Here is a 4,082-nt window from a genome sequence, read left to right on the forward strand (position 1 = left end):
GAAATTGTGTAGAAAGTTTCTTCTCTCTCCTTAAACGAAAAACTAAATCTTTCTATAATAGATTCCCTAATAATTCCAAATTTATTACCATTATCTCCTGGCTTAATTCTTTCGCCTCCATCTATAACTTCCTCCTATCTTTATCTTGACAGTCACTAAACTGGTCTAAAAAACGATATATAGGCGGGAATGGTATATTATTAAATAATAAATTCTATTGGTGAAAAAATGAAATTCTTTAACCGAGAAGAAGGAGATAAAAGAAATACTCTCAACAATTGAAGATGAACCTGAAATAATCTATTTTATTACGGCATTAATAAATGAGGTAATTAATAACAGATTGGATAAAAGTAAGTATGTTATCTTTTATTTTAATTTAAGGGACATATTTTTATCAAAATATGAAGACTTTGTAGAAGTGTTATTTGAAGAATATAGCGATGAGAAAAAACATTGGAGATTATTAAGGGGCTAATTAAAGACATTTCTGTTGTTAGTGGTATTCCTGTGCCTAAAAATACATTAGATGAGTTGTTAAATAAAAAAACAACTAAAAATGTCTTTAAATATATAACTAATATTTTGTTAGATATAAAAAATCAAGGCAAACAACCAATAATTATTATTGATGAACTTCAAAAAATAGGAGATATGAAAATTAATGGATATTTAATCTATGAGTTGTTTAATTACTTTATCTCTTTAACTAAGCATAAATATCTCTGCCATGTTTTTTGTTTAAGTTCTGATAGTTTATTTATAGAGAAGGTGTATAAAGATAGAGCAGATTATATATTAGTAGATGACTTTGATAAAGAAACTGCTTTAAAATTTATGGACTTTTTAGCTAAGGAGATTTTAAATAAAACTCTCACAACTGAGAAGAAAGAAAAAATCTATTCTTATGTTGGTGGAAAACCAGTAGATATATACTTTGTAGTTGAATCTATGAGATATAAAGATTTAGAGGATATATTAGAAACAATGGTTCAGGATGAAGTTTCGAAATTAGAGATGTTTTTAGAGTAATTTAGATTATATGACTCCAAAAGTAGAAATAAAGAATGAGATTGTAGAGGTAAAAAAGGAGGACATAATTAAAGCTCTTAAGATGTTTAAGGATAATTATACAATTCATAGAAGAGAGATACCTACATCAGTCTATATATTTAGTGAAAGAGAATCTCCTTTTCTTAAATCCTATTAATGGAACTTTAAGACCTCAAAGTTATTTAGTTTGGAATGTTATAAAGATAGTGCTATAATTTTGGATAAGTTTAAGTATATATTGAGTGATATCATCTTTAAAAATACATCAGGAGCTGATATTATGGAGCTATACTCCTAAAGGTGGGGAGAAACCACCAGAAAGAGTTATCATCCACAAAGGACATATTGTATTAATAATCCCTCTCGAAGAAAATAAATATAGTGAGAAGAAAGATTAAATAACAATATTTCAATATTTTTTTACATTGTTGTTACTGATGATTAATTTATATTAAAATGTCTATTCATAAAAAACTCATTAATTTTATTATTTGGTAATAATTCATCAATGATGTATTTAAATTAATAAAAATAAGGTAAAAACCTTCATCGAACAATAGTGCCAGAGAAAAAACCATTAATTGTAAAAAGAAAGTTTAAAAATCCCTAAAGAGTATAATTTTAAAACTCAACAGTGCGGTCTCAATTTTGACATACTGAGAGTGCCTGTAAATTGTCCTCTATTTCTCAAAAGAAGGTTAATTCGTTGGCACCGTTGAGAGATTATATATTATTATAGTTGCAAGAATTAGGTGAAAATATAAAAATATAAAATCTGAAAGAAATAAAAAATATTTTTTAATAGAAGGTTATTTAGGAGGCACCGTTGAGATTAAAAGAGAGTTTATTTTTAATTTATATTTGTTAATATATTAGTATTACTCTATATTGTTTGAGAATATATAATCCTGCATATCTTTTAAGTTATTTTTAAGCATATCTTCAGATATATATTTGAGTGAATATTTCAAAGCTTCAGTTTCTTACAATTTCATGATTTTTTAATGCGTGAATGAAAATTATGTAATTTGTAAAAAATACAAATCATTTATTTAAATATTCGAATAATATTTTCAACGGAGAATATTGGAGTGAATAAAAATAATACTTCTCAATATTTATTTATATGAATTTTTCTTATAAGAAATTGAATTCCATAACCAGAATAATCCAGATAACCCATGTAACTCAATTTTGAGTATGTATAACATGCATGTGATATTGGATTACTTAGGTTACGAAAATCATTTTCTTATAAAAAATTTAAATGATTGAATGAATTGTAAAAAATACAAATCATTCATTCGAATTAATCAAACAATTCGGATAATTCGAGTAATCTGACATGATTTCTTTTTACTTATTAATATTAATTTATTTGATTTAACAATATGAATTCGTTGATGCACGGTACTGAAATATTACTTAAATTTAATATATTATATTGTAGTAACGAATATTTGAATCTTTGATGGGAACTACGGTAATTTGATTTTAGAGGTTTTAAATAATAGTCGCTATGCTTACTATAATATTCAGGTATATATTATAAAGGAAAGAGGGGTGGGAATATGGAAGAATATGTTATAACTAATAGCACGGATGTGCTTAAATATTTGTTATTGGAGAAAGATAAAGATGTAGAGGTAGAAAAAATAAAAAACGGCTGTATAATATTCAGAGAAGTTGATATAAATAGTGGAGAGGAAACTTGGTTAATAAAAAATCCAAATAAACCAAATGAAAAGATAATTGTAGGCTTAATTACAAGAGAGGATATTCAAAATCTTCTCTCAAGAGGAGCTATTAAACCAAGTAGTAGCATTGGAGTTAGTGTAAAAATAGATGATAAAGTGTATTCAGTATATATCGATGTTGAGGGAAGATTAGTTCATTTTGCTAAAGGAGGAGAAAATAATCCCATTTCTGCATCAGAGATTGAGAAGGTTATATCTGCTTTAGAATTGGCTAAAGAAGTTTGGAAATTTCATCTCAATGTAATTAATTAGGGCTTCTCTCATTTCATAAATAGAGGGACAGGTAGCTCCAATGAAGTTGTAGGTTGAGGATAATCCATATCCACAGGTTCTAAAATACCATAATATACCATAAGAATGATCTTAGAAAATGGGTTATTAATGGTAAAGAAATTAGAGATGAACATTGGCTATATCTCTGGGGGTTAAGAGCAAAACATTTTGCAGAGGAGAAAATTGGAGGAAAAAAAAGTAATTATAGTTTTTGATAACATAGCTCCTAAAAAAGATTGTTACGGCAGATATTTAACTTATATATTCTATTATTATGGGAAAGGTTATGAAGATTTACTTCTCAATGGATATGCGAGAGTCTATTCTTATTATAAAAATGGACAGTGGATTATTCCAGACTTTGAACTTAAAGAACAATTTATAAAAGATGAAGAATTTGCTAAACAACATCATTTAGGGGTTTGGAGCTACAATTCGTAATACCTTTTTTCTCTTTTCCATTGTGAGGGGACCTAAAAACAAATTACAAATATAAATGCTAAGATGTATTGAAAGAAAATCTTTCCATCCCCTTTGGGGCATGATTTTAAACCTATTTGCTATGGAAAGAGTTTTCACATTCACATTTGAGATTTCCATCCCCTTTGGGGCATGATTTTAAACATTTATCCCACCTGCCGAGTTTCCTTATATAATATATTTAATTTCCATCCCCTTTGGGGCATGATTTTAAACAGGACACAATTTGAAGAGATAATTTTCTAAAATTACCTTATAATTCTCCTATAATAGGGGGTTATAGTTCGGAGGGTCAATTACCCTTGTTATTTATATACCTCCGAACTTATATATAAATTTTTCTATTCTTATTTATTTACTTAAAAATTCTTAAAATTTTTAATATTAACCTAATTATCGAGGAAAATTAAAGATAAAAATAAACTATAAAAATCTCCAAAAAATCTCAATAATTTAATAAAATTAAATATTCAAATTAATCAAAATAGAAGACCCTTCGAAATTTCATAAAAATTTTTA

At 26.7% G+C, this 4,082-nt stretch carries 2 protein-coding genes and 2 pseudogenes; all 4 read left to right on the forward strand.

From position 1 onward, the window contains the following. Window positions 1-149: pseudogene (locus tag HZY31_RS04635) on the forward strand (IS6 family transposase); the annotation flags it as partial. Window positions 150-228: 79 nt separating this feature from the next. Further along, a pseudogene (locus HZY31_RS04640) lies at window positions 229-1,268 on the forward strand (ATP-binding protein). A gap of 1,356 nt (window positions 1,269-2,624) precedes the next feature. Further along, on the forward strand, window positions 2,625-3,062 hold the full coding sequence (locus tag HZY31_RS04645) for a hypothetical protein (protein WP_297318280.1): 438 nt from the start codon (window positions 2,625-2,627) through the stop codon (window positions 3,060-3,062). Window positions 3,063-3,266: 204 nt separating this feature from the next. Then, complete coding sequence (locus tag HZY31_RS04650) at window positions 3,267-3,524, forward strand: thermonuclease family protein (RefSeq protein ID WP_297318281.1); 258 nt, start codon at window positions 3,267-3,269, stop codon at window positions 3,522-3,524. Window positions 3,525-4,082 lie beyond the last annotated feature (558 nt).

It is taken from the genome of Methanocaldococcus sp., assembly GCF_024490875.1.
Classification (GTDB): domain Archaea; phylum AGJL01; class Methanococci; order Methanococcales; family Methanocaldococcaceae; genus Methanocaldococcus.